We start from the raw sequence: 20,756 nt of genomic DNA, 5'->3' as shown, positions 1-20,756 counted from the left end.
AGAAATAAGAAAATGGAAAATAAGGAAAATAACCCAGAGATAGAAAACACTGACGCAGAAGCGCAGAAACCAACTGCTCCAACTAAAGTGGCAAACCCTAAAACTGAGAAGAAAGTCAGTAAAAACAAATCTAATAAATTAAGAAATACAATCGCAAATATCATTGTTTTTGCAGTCGTGGTTTTCGGATTTTATTGGCTGATCAAAGAATATTTCAATGTTGTAAAAAATGATTACACAGAATCTGCACAGGTTCAGGAATTTATAAATCCGATCAACTCCCGCGTTTCCGCCTATATTTTAGAAATTAAATTTAATGAACATCAGGCGGTAAAAAAAGGAGATACTTTGGTTGTTTTAGATGGACGGGAAATCGAAACGCAATTGGCTCAAGCTGAAGCGGCTTATCAAAATACTTTAGCACAAAGACAAGCGACCAATTCTTCCATTAACACGGTTTCCAGTAATGTGTCCGTTTTGGAAAGTAACATTGCCGGACAAAAAGCGAGATTGTGGAATGCCGAGCAAAACTTAAAAAGATATCAAAACTTATTAAAAGCGGAAGCCGTAACCAGACAACAGTACGATCAGGTAAAAACGGAATATGACGCGACCAGAGCTTCTTATCAAACTTTATTGAATCAAAAGAACTCTGCCAATCTCTCTACCTCAGAAGTGAGATTCAAAATAGGAATTAATGATGCTGAAATTAAAAGAGCCAAAGCAGCGCTCGACATGGCCAGAATTAATTTATCATACACCGTAATTACCGCACCTTATGATGGAATTATGGGCAGAAGAATGATTTCTGAAGGCCAATTGATTCAAGGAGGACAACAAGTTGGAACCATCGTTTTGGATGGTGAAAAATGGGTAACTGCCAATTTCCTGGAAAGTCAAATGCCTGCAATCGCAATCGGTAAAAAGATCATGATGAAAGCAGATGCTTTAGGCGGACAAGAATTTGAAGGAACGGTAACTGCAATTTCTGCAGCGACTGGAGCGCAATACTCCAACGTGGCGACCGACAACTCTACCGGTAATTTTGTGAAAGTTCAACAAAGAATTCCGGTACGAATAGAATTCACCAGCAATAATAAAAAAGAAGACATCGCAAAACTACGCGCAGGAATGAACATGGATGTGACCATTAATAAAGATAGCTCCCAATCGAAATAACCAGTAGGGTTATTGTAAAAAACAATTACAATGTATAATCAAGGTTTATTTAGAGATTGGGTTCCCAAACTTGTTCAGCTTTTACTCATATTGGTATTCACCATCGTCATTGTTCCCGTAAACGGAGTGTATGTTGGTAACGTATCTTATATGGTTGGAAGCACAGGGATCCAGACGGAATATTTCGTGTGGGCCAACTATGCCGGCGTGATCGGAATGGGAGCTGCAATGCCGATCATTTTGCGGATGAAATTCCGGTTTAAGATCCGCGATAAAGTAACATTTATCTTTATTCTGATCGGTATTTTGAGTTATGTAAATGGAACGACCGATCGTCCCTATTTAATGGTCGCCAATTCATTGATCATCGGATATTTAAAAATGATCATTTTGCTGGAGTTTATTATTCCGATCATGATGATGATCTCACCGGAGGGTAACAGAGGGAAATTTTATTCTGTTTTTTATCCGTTCTCCATTATCACGTCGCAGATCGCAGGATATGTTTTAACAATGTTAGCGTATGATCATAACTGGGAATACGTTCATATGGTCGCCGCTGCGATCTGTTTAGGATTGGCATTAATTGCCTGGATCTTTATGCACGATAAATATTTCGGCTTCAAAATGCCACTGCATTACATCGACTGGATCAGTATTTTGATTTTTGTAGCCATGTTCATGTTTGGTGCCTATGTGCTCGCCTTCGGAAAGCAACAGGACTGGATTCACTCCCCTTCTATTATTAATGCAACCATTGCGTCGTTTGTCAGCCTCATTATTTTGGTGATCAGACAGTATACTTTAAAACGACCGTATCTTTCCTTTAAAATTTTTAGAAGGAATAATGTCATTCATGGTTTGATCATGCTATTGTTTACAGGAATGTTTTTAGCCACCGGTTCCATCCAGAGCATTTTTACTGTAGGAATATTAGGATACGATCCAGTAGTGAATGCCAGCTTAAATTTATTAATGATTCCGGGAATCGTGGCAGCAGGAGTTTATATGGCGTACTGGTTTCGACAGGGACGCGGTTTGAAGATGTTTATATTTCTTGGTTTCGCAGCCATGTTGGCTTATTCGATGATCATGTACTTTTCAATGACGTTCGAATTCAATTTTGAAAGATGGATCCTTCCGATGTTTCTCAAAGGTTTCGGAATGGGCGCTCTGTTTATTGCTGTTTGGTATTACACGCTGGATAAACTGGATATGAATCAGATGATGGCAGGAGCAGGATTGGTACTGGTTTGGAGAACCTTCTTTTCTGTTGCTATATTTTCAGCGCTCTTTTCCTGGTTACAGTATCAGTTTCAGATAGAGTCTATAGGAAATCTGGCTATTTACATGGATGGAAATTCGATCAGTTATAACCAGGTGATGGGAAATATGAAAGCCATTCAGCTCAATGCAATATTAGCAGCGAATAAAAGACTGCTTGGATATGTTTGTATTGCCGGCGTCGGTGTTTTAATGTATATCCTCGCCTACCATTTCGGCGTTGACCGCCATCACACTTTCCGTTTGATGAAGCTTACGGTAGATAAAAGAAAACATAATACTCATATGAGAAGAAGAAAACAGCTTCAACAAATTGAAGATGCTGCAGGAGCAGTTATCTAGAAAGATCCTTATTTTTCTGTTTTTAAAGAAAGTCCAGTTGATCATTAATCGCTGGACTTTCGTTTTTAATGTAGAACTGTATTTAGAATATTACTTTTAATAAATATCAAAAAGCTTTTTGAGAGAAAACAGACCGCTTTATGATTTGATAGAATTCTACAGAAATAAAGTTCTGAGTATGCAGGACTTTCCTCTTCTAAAATTATTTTAAATGGTCATAATTCCACAAAAAACTATTTAAAATTCAACTTTCTCTAAATTTTAACATAAAATTTTATTAAATTAAACAACTTATAAAAGAATTTGACGAAAAAAGATTACTTTTGCACCGTCAAAAAACGAATATGCAAAACATTAGAAATATCGCAATTATTGCGCACGTTGACCACGGTAAGACTACTTTGGTTGATAAAATCATCCACGCAACCACTGTTTCCCGTGAAAATCAGGCAGAGACAGGTGACTTAATCATGGACAACAATGACTTGGAGCGTGAGAGAGGAATTACCATTTTATCGAAAAATATTTCGGTAATGTACAAAGGCACCAAAATTAATGTAATTGATACGCCTGGTCACGCCGATTTCGGTGGAGAAGTAGAGAGAGTTTTGAAGATGGCTGACGGAGTTTTACTTTTAGTAGATGCTTTTGAAGGACCAATGCCTCAGACTCGTTTTGTATTGCACAAAGCATTAGAATTAGGTTTAAAGCCAATCGTGGTTATTAATAAAGTAGATAAACCAAACTGTCGTCCTGATGAAGTTCATGACAAAGTTTTCGATTTATTCTTCAACTTAGAAGCAACCGAAGAGCAATTGGATTTCCCAACGTTCTACGGTTCATCCAAACAAGGTTGGTTTAACACCAGCTTAACGCCTGCTGATGATATTACTCCATTATTAGATGGTATTATTCAGTATGTTCCAGAACCTGAAACTTTTGAAGGAAGCTTGCAAATGCAGATTACTTCATTAGATTTCTCTTCTTTCTTAGGTAGAATTGCGATCGGGAAAATCAGAAGAAATTCTATTAAAGAAGGTCAAACAATTGGTTTAGCTCAGGAAGACGGTAAAATCATCAGAGGAAAAGTAAAAGAACTTTACGTTTTCGAAGGTTTAGGAAAGAAAAAAGTTCAGGAAGTACAAGCCGGAGATATCTGTGCAATTGTAGGTTTTGATAAATTCCAGATTGGAGATTCATTCGTAGACCTGGAAAATCCAGAACCATTGCCAAGAACTGCAATCGATGAGCCGACTTTGAACATGACGTTCTCGATTAACAACTCTCCTTTCTTCGGAAAAGATGGTAAATATGTAACTTCAAATCACCTGAAAGAAAGGTTGTACAAGGAGTTAGAGAAAAACTTAGCACTGAAAGTTGAACCTACTGAAGATGCCAACACTTTCTTGGTATTCGGCCGTGGTATTCTTCACCTTTCTGTTTTGATCGAAACGATGAGAAGAGAAGGTTATGAAATGACGATTGGTCAGCCACAAGTAATCATCAAAGAAATCGATGGTGTGAAATGTGAACCTTATGAATCAATGGTTGTTGATGTACCAGACGAATTTGCATCAAAAGTAATTGACTTAGCGACTCAAAGAAAAGGTGATCTGCATATCATGGAAACGAAAGGTGAAATGCAACACATGGAATTCGAAATTCCTTCAAGAGGTTTGATCGGATTGCGTTCTCAAATGTTGACAGCAACTGCAGGTGAAGCTATTATGGCACACCGTTTCAGCGAGTACAAACCTTACAAAGGTGCTATTCCAGGTAGATTAGTTGGTGTTTTGATTAGTAAAACTCAAGGTCCAGCAACTGAATATTCAATTGCAAAATTACAGGATAGAGGTAAGTTCTTTGTTGATCCGGGTGAAGAAATCTATGAAGGGATGATCATCGGTGAGCAAAACAAACCGGTAGATATGGTTGTTAATATTGTGGAAGCAAAACAGTTGAACAACATGCGTGCTTCTGGAAAAGATAAAGATGGTAACATTGCTCCAAAACAATTATTCTCTCTGGAAGAATGTATGGAATACATCCAAAGTGACGAGGCGATCGAGGTAACTCCAAACTTCATCAGAATGCGTAAAAAAGTACTTTCAGAAAACGAAAGAAAACGTATTGAAAGAGGTGCAAAAGGGTAATCCTTCCAAACCATTCTAAATATATTGGCATTTGCCAAATTGATAAAAGAGTTCCAAATTTATTTGGGATTCTTTTTTTGCTTATTTTTATTAGTTTAGCTAAACAGTAGGTAAGAATACAAATAATGAAAACCAGAAAAATTTATTTTTTAATATTAGTGATTTCAATATTTGCAGTTATGATTTCTTGTAATGCAAAAACAAAAATTGAAAATGGAGAATATTATGAAAAAATTGATGGTATATATTTAAATTACATCGTGAAAGGAAACGGTCCCTTCATGTTTGTTGGACATCCAAACTCAGGAAAAATTGGATATGAAATGACCTTAAAACCATTAGAAGAAAAGTTCACCATGGTTTATTATGACCCGCGTGGAACCGGTAAATCAGAAGCTCCTCAAAAACTGGAGGATTATAATTCTGATCACTTATCAAAAGAAATTGACTTGTTGAGAAAAAAAGTGGGTGCTGATAAAATCTGGATCTTTGGCCATTCTGATCAAAGTGCCGTTGCATTGCAATACGCGGTTGAACATCCTGAGCATGTTTCAGGTTTAATTTTAACAGGAACAAGTTTTATTGGTGATTTGGACGAAACACTTCAACGCAAAAGAGATTCAGAAAGTAAGCGAATCAAAGAATCTGCCTGGTTTTCACAAGTAGTAGAAGATTGGGAATACATGTACGTGAATAAAATAAGCACAGATAAAAGCGGAAAATATTTAGCTGATTCACCAATAAAATGGTGGGCTTATGATGAAGAGATTTCGCAAAAAGTAATACCAATTGTAAAGGTAATTTCCGAGGCAGGTAGAAGAAAACCTGTTGCTGGAAAACATTATGTTGAGACGCCCTATCAACGACAGAAATATTTAGAAATTCAGAAAAAGTTCAAAAATTTGAAAGTAAAAACTCTGATCATCAATGGGAAATTTGATACTAATAATCCACCAGAATTTGCAGAAGAATTGAATAGAAATTCACTGAATTCGAAATTAGTTTTACTTGATAAGTCTGGTCATTTTCCGTGGATCGAACAACCAGAAAAGACTTTTGACGCAATTTTCAAATGGTTAGCCGAATAATTGTTAAAAATTATTTTGATCTTCATTGTTAGAAGGTTAAATCACAACCGACAAAACAATATTTAAACTCTACGATAACATTTAATTTTTTTAAGATTTTTTGAACTGATGATTGAACGTTGTGAGAATTTATTTTCTTTATACTTTGTAGAATAAATATAAAAGTTCCTGAATCGGGAACTTTTATATATATTTGTATTGTAAATGAAAAGAATAATTGCAAAGCGAACTTTAAAAGAGTTTTGGGAGAAATATCCTGATTCAGAACAATATTTGAAAACTTGGTTCGATATAGCAAAAACCAATTCGTGGAAATCACCGAATGATGTTAAACAAAACTTCGCCAATGCCAGCATTCTAAAAAACAGCCGCGTCGTTTTTAATATTAAAGGAAATTCATACCGAATGGTAGTGAAATTTAACTATGAAAGAGAATGGGCATTCATTAGATTCATTGGCACCCATTCCGAATATGATAAAATTGACGATAACGAAATTTAATTTAACACCATGAAAATAAGACCGATAAAAACAGAACAACAATATTTTCAAGCATTAGAAAAATTAGACGAAATTTTTGATGCCAAAGAAAATACGCCTGAAGGAGATGAGGCAGAAATTTTATCTTTACTCATTGATACTTTCGAGAATGAACACTACCAGATTGAAGCACCTGATCCTATCGAAGCCATCAGAATCAGAATAGAAGAAATGGATTTGAAACAGAAAGATATGGTAGAAATTATTGGCTCGAAAAGCAAGACATCAGAAGTTTTGAACCGGAAAAAAAGATTGACTCTTGACATGATTAGGAATTTACAGGAAAAACTCAACCTATCTGCTTCTGTTCTAATTACAAAATATCCAATTAATAATTAGCTAAAAATTGTTTTTAATAGCTGAAGATATTGGTGAAAAACTTTAAAGTCAATCTACTTTAAAGTTTTTTATTTTTAAATCCAAACCAATAATCACATTGCTTTTTATATATTTGCGATCAGCATTTTTCATCTTATTAAATTGAGTTTGTTAATCATAGCGAAACAATTTTTATTAAAGCAATCCGTTTTTTATTTTCCCTTTAAAATTCATTTATGAAATACTCTTTTGCAAAAGCAGCTACTCTATTATTTTTAATTCTTTCGCTTTTCATCACTTCTTGCGCCACTAAAAAGCCGGTTGCTAAAAACACCAAAAAACCAGTTGTTACGACCAAACCTGCCCCACCGAAAACCATCGTTCAAAAACCAGAAGCAAAATTGAATTTGCCAGAAGTTGAACGTGAATTTCGGGCCGCCTGGATTGCAACGGTGGCAAATATCAACTGGCCAACAAAAAATAACCTCAGCACTCAGCAACAAAAGGACGAGGCTATCAAAATCTTAGATCTCTTGCAAGATGCCAATTTCAATGCGGTGATTTTTCAGGCGAGACCTTCTGCAGATGCAATGTATAAAAGTGATTTAGAACCCTGGTCTTACTTCCTGACTGGTGCGATTGGCAAAGCTCCTACTCCATTTTACGATCCTTTAGAATTTTGGATTGAAGAATCTCACAAACGCGGAATGGAATTGCATGTTTGGTTGAATCCATATCGTGCTCATCACACCACTGGCGGACCAATTACCAGTGAATCTATGGTGAAGAAAATGCCAGAGCAAATTATAAAACTACGCAATGGAATGTATTGGATGGATCCATCAGATGAGAAAACTCAGGATCATACCTCAGCAGTCATCAAGGATTTAGTGAAGCGCTACGATATCGATGCGATTCACATTGATGATTATTTTTATCCGTACCGAGAATACAATGGTGGCAAAGATTTCCCAGATAACAGAACATGGAACGATTATCAAAAACGTGGCGGCAACTTATCGCGCGCCGATTTTAGAAGAGCGAATGTGAACAAATTCATCAAAAGAATTCACGATGAAATTAAAGCCGAAAAAAGTTATGTAAAATTCGGAATCAGCCCTTTTGGAATCTGGAAACCTGGTTTTCCAGAAGGAATTAAAGGAACATCGCAATATGATGAGTTATATGCCGATGCTAAATTATGGCTGAACCAAGGTTGGCTGGATTACTTTTCACCTCAGCTTTACTGGAAAAATGATGGACCTCAAAGTTTTACTTCTCTGCTAAAATGGTGGGAAAGCGAAAACTCAGAGAAACGCCATCTTTGGCCAGGACTTAATACGATTGGATTAAGAGATGTAGCTGATCGACCGACCGAAATTGTAAATCAAATTAATTCTACACGTGCGATTCTGAAAAATGGTGCCGGAGAAATTCATTATAGCGTCGATGGTTTATCAAAAAGTCCTGCCATGTTGAATGCAGTTAAGAATGCTTATAAAACAAAAGCCTTAATTCCAAAATCTCCCTGGATTAAAACGGTTGCATTAGAAAAACCGATTCTTTTTGTTGAAACGCTCAATAATTCGGTTCATGCAAAATGGAATACACTGGATAATCAAAATGTCTTTCAGTGGATCCGATATGTGAAATACGGAGAGAATTGGGAAACTGAAATTTTAGAAAAAGACACTATTTCTGAGAATTTGCCGATGATAAAGAATGGTAAAAAACTAAATACCATCGCTATAAAATCAGTAGATCGGTTGGGGAATGAAAGTGAATATGAAGCGAAGAAATTTTAGATTTTTTATAAAAACGGCCGATTTAGGAGATTCAGTTTTATATAATTAAATGCCTAAACAGTATTTAAATTCGGTCAAAATGGCGGCTTCAAAAAAGACGATCTTATGCTTTCTTCATCTACTAGAAACTAATTCGAAAAAATTAGAGAACTTATTATTTATCATTAAATTTTACTTTCCAATTATAGATTTGATTAAAAGTAATCACGTCGATTAGTTTAAAAATTCTGTGCCGAAAAAAATGGGATTATTTATTTATATCTCTTGAGTAAGCTAAATGAATATACCTCCACTTCCGATAAATCTGGCGATGTAAAAAATGGTGCATTTTCACATCGGAAAATATTAATAGATATGCTGGTTACTAAACCCTGCCTAAGTGTTCGGCAAATAGAGCTTCAGTCCATACAGCGAATCGGCTTATAACCAAAATATTTTTCTCGGAATGTTCGTTTTTCGATAGCCTATCAATTTAAAGAAGATAATCCCAAAGCCTCATGGACTAATATTTCTCACCAGTTCGGTTATGAAGATATCTGCAACTTATACATGATTTCCATCATTTCACAGGTGTCACTCCAAGCGAAAAACGCTCAAAAATTCGGTACGATTCAATTCAAAAATTCCATAAATTTTCTTTTTAAATAGTATCAGGAAACTGCAAAATCTTGCAGTTGATTCTTCATCAGGTTATTCCTCCTTTTACAATTTCAATTTTTATTTAATGATGTCGCATTTGTACTATGTTAAAGTAGGAATATGAAACGATATTTGGATAAATAATTTTTTAATTACGATCCTGCGCTTTTTTGTTTTCAACTTATTCCCAATAAAATTCCGCACCAAAACTTCCTCTTCAATCTTCTTAAAATAAATTTAAACCTATAAAAAATGATAATATGGAAACACAAAATCACAGAGCAGAAAATACAATAAGTATCCCGCGCGAAAAATTCTTGTCAATGATCGGTCAGCTCCAGAGTAACTTTTTGAGTATGGTAGCACTGAACCCTCAACCGATTCCACCAGAATCAGTTTTCATTTCCAGGTTGGCTTTCCAGGCAATGGACAGATTATTGACAATGCAGGAAACGGCTGATTTAATGAATAAAAGCAATGGAAATAAAGGTCAAATAATCATAGGAGACCACATGGCAGAATTGATAGATGATCTGTGTGGGAATGAACCACAGCATATTTTTATAAAAAAACGGAGAAATCCTTATGGCGATACAGTTCCCCGTCCAAATTGGAATGAAAAATTCTCAGGTTTACAATTGGTAACCACTGGAGTAATGTTTGAAAAAATGGCTGGAAATTTAAAAGGTACAGAATTACAACAGCAGATGATAAATGCAGGGGCAAAAGTAATTGAAACTGGAATTTCCAGATTGTAAGATTAACCATTTTCAACATAGAACTTTAAATGAGTAAATCGTTATAAACATTTACGAACGCTGACTATTCTTCTCCGATATTCACACAAATTATTCAGACTTTAAGATTTAAAGGAATTTCGATTGGAATTCCTTTTTTTATATGAATTGAGGATGTAATTTATTTATCCATCTTTATTTTTAAAAAATTTTATACGAAATAGTTAAAAAGCGTAACTTTAAGTTCCGTAAAGAGCATTATTTCTAATACAAACGCTAAATATAGAAATACAAAATCCATCAAAAAAAGTTTCTAAAATGGGTTATCCTTCTCTACATTACTGAAGCAATTATTTTATTTAATTGTTCATTCCTAAACTATACAGTAACAAATGGAAAAATTTAAAGCAATTTCCTTACCTGACATTTCATCTGCGACGATGCCAATGGCCTATCCTTCGCGTAAAAATAATTTACCAAAATCAGGAATTGTTCTAGCGGGAGATTTAGGAGGAACCAAAACCGAACTCGCTCTTTTCGAAATTAAAAACGGAAAGCTCGTTTCGATTAAACATCAACGGTTCGCGACGAGCGATCACGATACTTTTGTTAAGGCAATTCATGAGTTTCACGGTGATGAAATATCGAAGATTGATGCTGCTTGTTTGGGCGTAGCTGGGGTAGTTGATGGTGACAAAGTTCGCGGTGTCAACTTTGCCTGGGAAATCAACGCTAAGAAATTAGAATCAGATTTAAAGATCAAGCGCGTATTGCTCATCAACGATCTTCAAGCCAATGCTTATGGATTGTCTGCACTTAAAGATTCAGATTTTAAAACTTTAACTAAAGGCGAGAATGTCAAGGGAAATGCTGCAATTATTTCATCAGGAACAGGTCTTGGTGAAGCCGGTATGTATTGGGACGGATCGCACTATCATCCTTTTGCGACAGAGGGCGGACATTGTAGTTTTAGTCCAAGCGATGAACTGGATATGGAACTATGGAACTATTTAAATAAAAAGTTCGGACATGTGAGTTGGGAAAGAGTTGTTTCGGGACAGGGAATTTATAATATTTACCAGTTTTTGAGAACATTTCGAAAAGAAAAAGAACCCAATTGGCTCAGCGCCCAATTTCAAACTGAAGATCCAGCCATCGCAATTTCTACCGCAGCCTTGCAAAATAAAAATGCGGTATGCCTTGAGACTTTACAGCTATTTGTGAAATATCTAGCCGTAGAATCAGCGCAACTTGCTTTAAAAACAAAAGCATCTGGTGGGGTTTTTATCGGTGGCGGGATTTCTCCAAAAATTATTGACTTCATTGATAAAAAAGAATTCTATAAAAACTTCATCAATGTTGGCCGCCTAGAACATTTGCTGAAAACCATTCCAGTAAAAATCGTTCTGAATGATAAAACGGCGTTAATGGGTGCGGCGTATTACGCGGCAATGGGAATTGTAAAGTAGATTGATCAGAGTTAATTAAAATAACTTTCTACAAACGAGAAGCTGCAGCGCGATCTAAAAACCACTGAACTTTCTTTTCATCCTTCGAAATCAGACGTGCCGGATATTTGTTTGCTGTCCCAGCCTGATCTCGCAAAACGTGAAACACAGCTTCTGCCTTCCCTTCTCCAAAAACTAAAAACGCAATACGTCTTGATTGATTAATCATTGCTGCCGTCATTGTAATTCTATACATATCTACTTCTTTCACAAAAACAGATTTAACGGTTGGCTCGGTTTCATCTAAAACGGAAGTATAGGGAAAAAGAGAAGCAGTATGTGAATTGTCACCTAGCCCAAGCAAATTAAAATCGAATTCAATCGGTTGATGTTGAAAATGAGATTCTATTGAATGTTGGTATTTTTCGGCTGCCTCTTCAGGAGTTCCTGTAGTGTCAACATTAAAAATGTGGGATTTTGTAATCTTTAGCGGATCAAATAAAACCTCTTTGACCATTAATGAATTTCTTTGTGAATCATTTTCAGGAACGAACCGTTCATCACCAAAGAAGAAGTAGGTTTTGTTCCAGGCAATTTTGTTATGGTATTGCTTTGAAGCCAGGAGTTCATATAACTTACGAGGAGAACCTCCACCCGAAAGCACCAAATTAAACTGTCCGCGTTTTTTAATCGCCAATTCTGAAGAATGACAAATGGCTTGTGCCAATGCATTGATCACTTCATCTACAGTATTATAAATATTTAATTCCATCATATTTGTTATTTATTATCGGGCAAATTAAACCAGTGATAACCATCTTTTGCAATGAGCGCTTCGGCATTTTCAGGACCCCAGGAATCAGCCGAATAATTCGGGAAATTCTGTTCTTTGTTCTTTTCCCAATAATTCAGAATCGGCATAATCAATTCCCAGGCAGCTTCTACCTGATCGGCACGCATAAACAAAGTTTGATCGCCGGTGATCGCATCTAATAAAAGCGTTTCGTAAGCTTCGGGCGAATCGGTCTTTTTATTTCCAGCATAATCAAACACAACATCTACGGTATTTAAATTCATTTCTAATCCCGGAACTTTACTTTGCAGTTGAAAACGGATCGCCATATCGGGTTGAATACTGATGACCAATCGGTTTTGCTTCGGCGCGGCGGCATCTTCAGAGACGAATATATTGTGCGGAATTTCTTTAAACTGAATTGTTATGATCGAAGCTGATTTAAACAGTCGCTTGCCCGTTCTTAAATAAAATGGTACTCCTTGCCAGCGCCAGTTATCAATGTGGAGCTTCATAGCAGCAAACGTTTCTGTATTTGAATTTTCTTTTACATTTTCCTCCTCCCGATAACCCAACACTTCTTTGCCTTCAATCCAACCCGAACTGTACTGACCGCGCGCGGAAATACTTTCAACTTTTCCTGTTTCAATTTTTCGCATGGCTTTTAGGACATCTACTTTTCTATCTCTAACTTCATCAGCATTAAAGTTGGTTGGAGGTTCCATCGCAATGATGCAAAGCAACTGTAACAAATGGTTTTGAATCATGTCTCGTAAGATTCCAGCGTTATCAAAATAATTTCCGCGACTTCCGATACCGATTTGTTCGGTCACCGAAATCTGGACATTCTCTACGTGGTTTCGATTCCAAAGAGGTTCCATAATCGAATTCGCAAATCGGAACGCCATAATATTCTGAACGACTTCTTTTCCTAAATAATGATCAATGCGATAAATTTGTTTTTCATCAAAAATACCAAGCAATCTTTTGTTCAGAGCTTTCGCCGAATCGAGATCTGTGCCGAAAGGTTTTTCAATAATAATTCGCGTAGTTGCCGGATCATTTTCAATTTTTGATTTTGATATATTTTCTGCAATAGTGCAGAAAAAACGCGGTGCCACGGCACAATAATAAATAATCGATGGTGTTTTTTGCCATTGCTTTTTATATTTTTCAATCAACTTTCCAAATGGTTTAAAGGTGGCAGCTTGGGTAAGATCTGCATCCTGAAAAGTGATGTGTGAAGCAAATTTCTCCCACTCTTCTTTTTTGGCCTTACCATTTCTTGAGAACTCGTTGATGGCATCCAGTAGATCACTAATATATTTTTCGTCGCTCGTTTTGGTCGATGAGGTTCCGATTATTGCAAATTCAGTAGGCAACCAATTCGCCAGAAAAAGATTGTAAAGCGCGGGCATGATTTTCCGTCTGGTGAGATCGCCTGTTCCACCGAAAATTATGAAAATGGTAGGTTCTGATTTTTTATTTGATGTCTTGATCATGTGTTTAAATTTTGAGAAGCTTAGAGTTGATGAATTAAATGATTCTTAAACGATTGGCTCTTCCCACTCTGTATGGAATACGCCTTCTTTGCCTTTAAGTTCGTAGGTATGGGAACCAAAAAAGTCACGTTGTGCCTGAATCAAATTTGCCGGCATTTCTTCATTTCGAACATTATCAAAATAACTTAAAGCTACAGCATAAGTCGGCACTGAAATTCCTTGCAACGCGGCGTCTGAAATAATAGCTCGAATTCCAGCAAGACTTTCTTTAAGACTTTCTTTAATGGAACTATCCAGAAATAAATGTTTCAAATCTGAATTTTTTTGATAAGCTACATAAATATCTTCCAAAAATGCTGAACGGATAATACAACCACCTCGCCAGATTTTTGCAATGGTAGCAAGATTCAGATCATATTTAAATTCTTGATTCGCCTGATTCAATAAATGCATTCCCTGCGAATAAGCTGAAATCATTGAAAAGTAAAAAGCCTGTTCTAATTTTACGATATATTCCATTTTATCTTTTGAATCGTATTTCTTAGAATCATAATATAATTTTGAAGCTTCTGTACGGAGTTCTTTAAACTTAGAAAGATCTCGCATAGAAACGGCAATATCGATCATCGGTACGGGAACCGCCAAATCCATAGCTGCTTGAGAAGTCCATTTTCCGGTTCCTTTTGCTTTTGCTTCATCTTTAATATCATTCAACAAAAGATGGTCTGTGCCCTTATTTTTATAGGCAAAAATATCACGAGTAATTTCGATGAGATAGGATTGTAATCTTCCTTCATTCCAATTTTTAAAGACGTCATGAATTTCGTTATCCTCCATTTGAAGTCCTTTTTTCATAACTTCATACGTTTCAGAAATCAGTTGCATTAAAGCATATTCGATTCCGTTGTGAACCATTTTTACAAAATGGCCGGCAGAGCGTTCTCCCATATAAGCAACGGTTGGCTCTCCATTAACGTGTGCCGCAATTTTTTCTAAAATTGGCTTTATAGCTTCATAAGCTTCTTTGTCTCCACCCGGCATCATACTCGGTCCTTTTCGTGCGCCTTCTTCGCCACCAGAAACGCCCATTCCAACAAAGTGATATCCTTTTTGCTCCAGATCTACAAAGCGTCTTTCCGTATCTGTAAAATGTGAATTTCCACCGTCGATGATAATATCGCCTTGGTCCAGAACTTCCAGTAATTCTTCAATGACGGAATCGACAATTTTACCAGCCGGAACCAACATCATCACTGTTTTGGGATTTTTTAAATTATTGACGAATTCCTTTAAATTTGAATAAGCGTGAATATTTTTGTTGCCTAAATTATTGACGGTATCGGCTTTTTTAGAATCGATATCATAACCAGAGCATTGGTATCCGTGATCGGCAATATTTTGTAAAAGATTAGAACCCATTGTTCCGAGTCCAATCATCCCAAAGGAGCTTTGATTTGTATTTTCTTTGTTCATAATATTATTTTCGTATAAAATGTTCGAGAATATTTTTAGTGGTTTCAAAATTTTGATGCAGAATACTGTTCATTCCGAGTTTCTTTGCAGCATTAACCAACATCGGTCGATCGTCAAAATAAATGCATTCATCAGGTTTTACCTGCGTAATTTCTAAAGCGGTTTTAAAAATTCTTGGATCGGGTTTACGATATCCAACATAACAGGAAGAGAAAAATCCATCAAATAATTCATGTAAATTAAAAGTCTGGATTCGATAATTATTGAGCTCCTCGTTTTCATTGCTAATGGCAAATACCGGTAAATCTATTTTTCTTTTCCAACTTTTAAGCCAAGATAACATCTGTGGTAACTCTAACGATTGAGAATACATAAAATCTTTGAACTGATATTTTGTAAAATCCCGTGGCTTGTCAAAGACAACGGTATCCAAATATTCATCCAGAGAAATACTGCCAATCTCAAAAACATTGTAGATGAAATTATGCAGAATATTCATTTCCGTATAATCAAAATCAAAAACTTCAGCGGCCTTCGCACGGGATTCGTGATCCCAACCATTGGTCAGCATTACGCCACCAATATCCATGAAAACCACTTTAATTTTAGATACCTCAAAATCAATCATTAGATCAAAATTTACGTTTTTGGTCATCAATACTTTTGAGCAGTTTCTCGTAAGCAACGTTGAATTTTTCTATTCCTTCGTCTTCAAGTTTTTGGGTGATCTTATCAATATCGATTCCGATTTTTTCCAGCTGAGCCATTGCTTTATTGGAGTCAGGTATATCTTGAGTCAACGTTTCGGCTACTTTTCCATGATCCCGAAATGCATCGATGGTTTCCATTGGCAGAGTATTGATGGTATCTTTTCCGATCAACGTTTCTACATACAGAACATCACTAAAGGAAGGATCTTTGGTTCCCGTACTTGCCCAAAGAACACGTTGTCGCTGTGCTCCATTCTCTTCCAGCTTTTTAAAACGGTCACTTGAGATCATTTCAAGATAAATCTGATATGCTTTTTTCGCAGAAGCAATCGCTATTTTTCCAACCAATTTATCCGCACCTTTTTCCTTCAACATTGGATCGATCATGACATCAATTCTACTTAAAAAGAAACTCGCCACCGATGAAACTTCTTTAATGGAATGACCTTCTGCAAGGCGGTCTTCCAGTCCGCCCATGAAAGCTTCCGTAATTTCCCGATAGCGCGGAAGCCCGAACAACAACGTCACATTAATATTAATTCCTTCCCGCAAACATTCACGAATGGCGATTAGACCTTCTTTGGTTCCGGGAATTTTTATCATCACGTTTTTCCGGTCTACTCTTTTCCAAAGTTCACGCGCCTGCTCTATGGTTGCGTCGGTATCGCGCGCCAGATAAGGTGAGACTTCTAAACTTACAAAACCATCGGTGCCATTGGTTTGGTCGTAAACGGGTTTGAATAGATCAGCAGCACGTTGAATATCAGCAATGGCTAAATCAAAAAATATGGCGGGATTATTATCTTCTTTTTGAGAAAGTGTTACAATATCCTGATCGTAGTCTGAACTGCCACTGATGGCTTTTTCAAAAATGGAAGGATTGGAAGTAAGGCCACGCAAATCGTCATGGTCAATAAGGTCTTGGAGCTTGCCAGAGTTCATAATTTCGCGATCGAGTAAATCGAGCCATATACTCTGATCCATTTTTCGTATTTGATTTAAAGAATTCATTTTATTTATTTTAAAAGTTAATTCCCAGAAAAGCATCTCAAAAAGGGAAAAGCTTTTCCTTCTAATTTTCTAAGTCTTGAATTTTTTTGAGTCGCCGCAGATGTCTTTCAGCTCCAATAAACTTCGCATTTAAAAAAGCCAAAACCAATTCTTCTGCACTGGCATATCCAGTAACCCGACCTCCGAGACAGATCAAATTCATGTCATCATCTTCAACACCTTGATGCGCGGAAAAATAATCGACAATCAAAGCTGCCCTCACTCCGGAAACTTTATTAGCAGCAATACACGCTCCAACTCCACTTCCGCAGATCGCAATGCCGCGGAAAACGTCTCCAGCAGATACCGATTCGGCTAAAGGAATCACATAGTCTGGAAAATCATCAGCGTTATTTAATTCCATTGCTCCAAAATCTATGGGTTGAAATTTATTTTCAATTAGAAAAGGAATTATTCTTTCCTTGAGCTCAAATCCGCCATGGTCTGCGCAAATTCCTATTTTTATTAATGGTTCTGTGGACATTTTTTTATTTAATTGATAACGACTTTTGATAATAAATTTTTGCAAAACGCTGGGTACGTATAGTTTTAATACAATATGATGTAAAAAATTCCTATTGCAAAGCCATTTCACTTAGCAATAAGCGCAACGATCTAAATGTAAATCGTTGCAAACACTACGAAGCTTTATTCTTTCTTACTAAGCAACGCATGTGCTCTTTTCAGTACATTTTCTACAGTGAAGCCGTATTCTTTCATTACTTCTTCGCCCGGTGCTGATTCGCCAAATTTGTCGATGCCAATGACATCGCCATCGTCGGTAGTATATTTCATCCAGCCGAGAGATGAGCCTGCTTCAACAGCCAATCTTTTTCTTATATTTTTTGGAAATACTTTTTCCCTGTAAGCGTCAGTCTGTTGATCAAATAAATTCCAGCAAGGCATACTTACTACTCTTGCTTGAATACTATTTTTCTTCAATTCTTCCTGAGCGCCCAAAATCAATTGGACTTCAGACCCGCTTGCAATGAGAATTAAATCTGGTTCACCTTCGGAATCTGAAAGAATGTAAGCACCTTTTTCTAAGTTTTTTGCTTTGGCATATTTCTGCTGATCGATTACAGGAATTCCCTGACGTGTTAAGACAATTGCGACCGGTCCATCTTTATGTTCGATGGCGACCCGCCAGGCTTGAGCGGTTTCGTTGGCATCTGCTGGACGAATTACAGTCATGTTTGGAACAGAACGTAATCCAATCAACTGTTCAACCGGCTGATGGGTCGTTCCATCTTCTCCAAGCGCAATACTGTCGTGAGTGAAGACCATAATCTGACGAATTTTCATAATTGCAGCCAATCGAAGTGGTGGACGCATATAATCAGAAAAAATCAAAAAGGTAGCACCATAAGGAATCAAATAATTACTGAGTGCCATTCCGTTCAAAACCGAACCCATTGCATGTTCCCGGATTCCAAAATGGAAATTACGACCGTCGTGGTGCTTTGCAGAAAATGATTGGTACGCCTCAAGATGCGTATCTGTAGAGGGCGAAAGATCGGCTGACCCACCAATCAGTTGAGGTAAATATTCAGCGATAGCATTCAATGTTTTGCCTGAAGCTTTTCTGGTCGCCAGCTCAGTTCCTGCTTCAAAAACCGGAAGCTTTTTCTCCCAACCTTCAAGAAGTTTTCCTGCCGTGATGTTCTCGTATTCTTTCGCAAGATCGGGATGACGTTTTTTATAATTTTTATAGAGCTCGTTCCATTCCTTTTCTTTTTTTGCAGATTTCTTCCCGGCTTTTCGATAGAAATCTAAAACTTCCTTCGAAACATTAAAATCTTTATCAGGATCAAATCCGAAATTTTCTTTAACCAACCGAAGTTCATCTTTACCCAAAGGTGACCCGTGAGCTGCAGCTGAATTATGTTTATTCGGACTACCGTAACCAATAATGCTGCGAACTTTTATTAAGGAAGGACGATCGGTTTCTTTCTTCGCCTTTTTAATGGCTTTTGAAACTGCGTCTAAATCATTGATATCGGGTAAATTTTGAACATGCCAACCATAAGCCTCAAACCGTTTTGAAACATCTTCTTCAAAAGCCAAATCAGTATCGCCTTCAATGGTAATATTGTTGCTGTCGTAGAAATAAATTAAATTTCCGAGGCCGAGATGCCCCGCCAAAGAAGCAGCTTCTGCGGAAACGCCTTCCATGAGATCACCGTCGCTGCAAATCGCATAAATTTTATAATCAAAAATATTGAAATCAGGCTGATTGTAACGGGCCGCCATATATTGTTGCGCAATCGCCATACCTACCCCATTCGCAAAACCTTGTCCCAAAGGACCGGTAGTTACTTCTATTCCGGGTGTAAGTCGATATTCCGGGTGACCAGCCGTAATGCTGTGAATTTGTCTGAATTTTTTAATATCATCAAGCGAAATTTTATAACCAGTCAAGTAAAGGTAACTGTATTGCAACATGCAGGCGTGACCACAAGAAAGAACGAATCGGTCGCGATTCACCCACTCTGGATTTTTGGGATTGTAATGCATCACTTCCGACCATAACACATGACCTAAAGGAGCCAAAGCCATCGGTGTTCCGGGATGTCCGGAATCTGCTTTCTCAACTGCATCTGCGGATAAAACTCTTACTGTATCGATACTTTTCTGAATTAAATTTTTCGTTTCCATTGTTGATGATTTTTTCTTACCTATTATTTTGAAATTCAAAAACTTTTAAAGGAGCAGGCGAAAGTTGATGAAAAAGGTTAATTTTTTTTAAACTATTTTCCAGTTTAAGATCTGCCTGATTGATTTTAGCGAATTCCTTTTGGCAATATTTAGTTCTTGATTTAAAACTATTGGAAGATATTTACCGTACTATTTTCGATGTCTAAAATCTGCATTGCAGTGAATTTCAATAGGTAATTTACAATCAAAAATAAAAAAAACAATTTTTTTTAACTAAACATAACATTTCGAAGTGATCAGCTTTTAATTACTTATTAAGAAATTTGGCTCCTACAATCACGAAAGAACCTCGTTGTTTCTAGCACAAAAATTAAAGTGATTATATTAAAGAAAAACACTTCCGTTCTCAAAGAAAGGATTGAAAAAATAAAAGACTAAGAATGATTAATCGTTTTCGATTTATAGGCCAACGCTAAATACTGAAATAAATAATTTAGTTTTTTCTGCTAGCATGACAATTAGAAATTTAATAGCAGGTAAAAATTAGCTACAATCTTTTCTCATGATGTTAACCGTTTTCGAAGATGGGTAACTCGCAATTATCTGAATTTTTGAAGACCTCAATTAACCCCACAAAAAAAGAGAACCATTAAAACGATTCTCTTTACTTAGTAGCGGAGACACGACTCGAACGTGCGACCTCCGGGTTATGAGCCCGACGAGCTACCTACTGCTCTACCCCGCGTTATTATGGTGCAAATATACAATTATTATTTAGTTTTTATCATAAATAATATGGTTACTCAAAAATTTTCATCCATCAAAATCGTTAATTATTGATGCACAGTATTTTAAACAGTTTATTCTGATTACTAATTTTCTTCTGGAAGCTGTATTCCCCAAAACCCTCACTTAACCCCACAAAAAAGAGAACCATTAAAATGATTCTCTTTACTTAGTAGCGGAGACACGACTCGAACGTGCGACCTCCGGGTTATGAGCCCGACGAGCTACCTACTGCTCTACCCCGCGTTATT

At 36.7% G+C, this 20,756-nt stretch carries 16 protein-coding genes and 2 tRNA genes; 9 read left to right on the top strand and 9 right to left on the bottom strand.

Translation table 11 applies throughout. The features are described from left to right. The first annotated feature begins 12 nt into the window (after positions 1-12). The 9 genes from ACEYOS_RS03065 to glk all read left to right on the top strand — a co-directional run bounded on the left by ACEYOS_RS03065 (position 13) and on the right by glk (position 11,554). Positions 13-1,179: an HlyD family secretion protein gene (locus tag ACEYOS_RS03065; RefSeq protein ID WP_373708742.1), complete on the top strand. Its 1,167-nt coding sequence runs from the start codon at positions 13-15 to the stop codon at positions 1,177-1,179. 30 nt (positions 1,180-1,209) lie between these two features. Then, on the top strand, positions 1,210-2,805 hold the full coding sequence (locus ACEYOS_RS03060; protein WP_373708741.1) for an MFS transporter: 1,596 nt from the start codon (positions 1,210-1,212) through the stop codon (positions 2,803-2,805). A gap of 344 nt (positions 2,806-3,149) precedes the next feature. Next, complete coding sequence (gene typA / locus ACEYOS_RS03055) at positions 3,150-4,958, top strand: translational GTPase TypA (RefSeq protein WP_373781304.1); 1,809 nt, start codon at positions 3,150-3,152, stop codon at positions 4,956-4,958. Positions 4,959-5,083: 125 nt separating this feature from the next. After that, positions 5,084-6,046, top strand: a complete 963-nt coding sequence (locus ACEYOS_RS03050; protein WP_373708573.1) for an alpha/beta fold hydrolase — start codon at positions 5,084-5,086, stop codon at positions 6,044-6,046. Between the two features lie 204 nt (positions 6,047-6,250). After that, positions 6,251-6,547, top strand: coding sequence for a type II toxin-antitoxin system HigB family toxin (locus tag ACEYOS_RS03045; RefSeq protein ID WP_373708574.1), 297 nt, complete (start codon positions 6,251-6,253; stop codon positions 6,545-6,547). Between the two features lie 9 nt (positions 6,548-6,556). Continuing rightward, positions 6,557-6,925 carry a type II toxin-antitoxin system HigA family antitoxin gene (locus ACEYOS_RS03040; RefSeq protein WP_373708575.1) on the top strand — a complete coding sequence of 123 codons (369 nt, stop codon included), beginning with the start codon at positions 6,557-6,559 and terminating at the stop codon, positions 6,923-6,925. Between the two features lie 215 nt (positions 6,926-7,140). Next, positions 7,141-8,709, top strand: coding sequence for a glycoside hydrolase family 10 protein (locus tag ACEYOS_RS03035; RefSeq protein ID WP_373708576.1), 1,569 nt, complete (start codon positions 7,141-7,143; stop codon positions 8,707-8,709). An 899-nt stretch (positions 8,710-9,608) separates the two neighbouring features. After that, complete coding sequence (locus ACEYOS_RS03030) at positions 9,609-10,106, top strand: hypothetical protein (RefSeq protein WP_373708577.1); 498 nt, start codon at positions 9,609-9,611, stop codon at positions 10,104-10,106. A gap of 371 nt (positions 10,107-10,477) precedes the next feature. Continuing rightward, positions 10,478-11,554 (top strand): glucokinase, encoded by a 1,077-nt coding sequence (gene glk, locus ACEYOS_RS03025; protein WP_373708578.1) that lies wholly within the window; start codon positions 10,478-10,480, stop codon positions 11,552-11,554. Positions 11,555-11,582: 28 nt separating this feature from the next. Here the strand turns inward: glk and pgl are convergent, their stop codons facing one another. The 9 genes from pgl to ACEYOS_RS02980 form a co-directional block, all read right to left on the bottom strand. After that, the gene (pgl, locus tag ACEYOS_RS03020) at positions 11,583-12,308 is read right to left on the bottom strand and encodes a 6-phosphogluconolactonase (RefSeq protein ID WP_373708579.1); all 726 of its coding nucleotides are present in this window, start codon (positions 12,306-12,308) and stop codon (positions 11,583-11,585) included. A gap of 5 nt (positions 12,309-12,313) precedes the next feature. Then, entirely contained in the window at positions 12,314-13,828 is a 1,515-nt protein-coding gene (gene zwf, locus ACEYOS_RS03015) for a glucose-6-phosphate dehydrogenase (protein ID WP_373708580.1), read from the bottom strand. Between the two features lie 45 nt (positions 13,829-13,873). After that, complete coding sequence (gene gndA, locus ACEYOS_RS03010; RefSeq protein ID WP_373708581.1) at positions 13,874-15,301, bottom strand: NADP-dependent phosphogluconate dehydrogenase; 1,428 nt, start codon at positions 15,299-15,301, stop codon at positions 13,874-13,876. 4 nt (positions 15,302-15,305) lie between these two features. Then, positions 15,306-15,956 (bottom strand): HAD family hydrolase, encoded by a 651-nt coding sequence (locus ACEYOS_RS03005; RefSeq protein WP_373708582.1) that lies wholly within the window; start codon positions 15,954-15,956, stop codon positions 15,306-15,308. After that, positions 15,934-16,995 (bottom strand): transaldolase, encoded by a 1,062-nt coding sequence (gene tal, locus ACEYOS_RS03000; protein ID WP_373708583.1) that lies wholly within the window; start codon positions 16,993-16,995, stop codon positions 15,934-15,936. The genes ACEYOS_RS03005 and tal overlap by 23 nt, the downstream gene beginning before the upstream one ends. Before the next feature lie 88 nt (positions 16,996-17,083). After that, positions 17,084-17,545, bottom strand: a complete 462-nt coding sequence (locus tag ACEYOS_RS02995; protein WP_373708584.1) for an RpiB/LacA/LacB family sugar-phosphate isomerase — start codon at positions 17,543-17,545, stop codon at positions 17,084-17,086. A gap of 164 nt (positions 17,546-17,709) precedes the next feature. Then, positions 17,710-19,719, bottom strand: coding sequence for a transketolase (tkt, locus tag ACEYOS_RS02990; protein WP_373708585.1), 2,010 nt, complete (start codon positions 19,717-19,719; stop codon positions 17,710-17,712). Between the two features lie 672 nt (positions 19,720-20,391). Continuing rightward, positions 20,392-20,464, bottom strand: a tRNA-Met gene (locus tag ACEYOS_RS02985). 214 nt (positions 20,465-20,678) lie between these two features. Further along, positions 20,679-20,751 (bottom strand) — tRNA-Met (locus ACEYOS_RS02980). Positions 20,752-20,756 lie beyond the last annotated feature (5 nt).

It is taken from the genome of Kaistella sp. (genome assembly GCF_041824135.1).
GTDB lineage: Bacteria > Bacteroidota > Bacteroidia > Flavobacteriales > Weeksellaceae > Kaistella.
This window is presented reverse-complemented; position numbering and strand designations above follow the sequence as displayed.